This is a genomic window from Crenobacter sp. CS_VA4 (genome assembly GCF_055597485.1).
On sequence record NZ_JBVMAE010000091.1, the window covers coordinates 1 to 397 of the forward strand.

A 397-nucleotide genomic window follows, 5' to 3' on the forward strand; every position below is an offset into this window, starting at 1 on the left:
ATCGTCGCCAACGGGCACCTGGATATCCCGGTCGGCAGCGAGGGCGAGACCAAGCGTATTCGGATTCTGCGCGCACACCTGGAAGAAGATGCCGGCAAGTCGGTACATGACGCCATTCCCGGAGCGACCGGAGTGGACCTCAACCGTGCCGGCACGCCACTGATCGAAGTGGTCACCGAGCCGGACATGCGCAGCGCCGCCGAGGCCGTTTCCTACCTGAAGATGCTGCATGAGCTGGTCCGTTGCATCGGTGTTTGCGACGGCAACGTGCAGGAAGGCTCCTTCCGCTGTGACGCCAACGTGTCGGTGCGCCCGGCCGGCAGCACAAAGCTCGGTACCCGCACCGAAACCAAGAACCTGAACTCCTTCCGGTTTGTGGAGAAAGCCATCAACTTTC

1 pseudogene is annotated in these 397 nt (G+C 62.2%); it reads left to right on the top strand.

What is annotated here, in order from left to right:
* Positions 1–397 (top strand): annotated as a pseudogene (gene gatB / locus ACZ2IA_RS22835) (Asp-tRNA(Asn)/Glu-tRNA(Gln) amidotransferase subunit GatB); the annotation flags it as partial.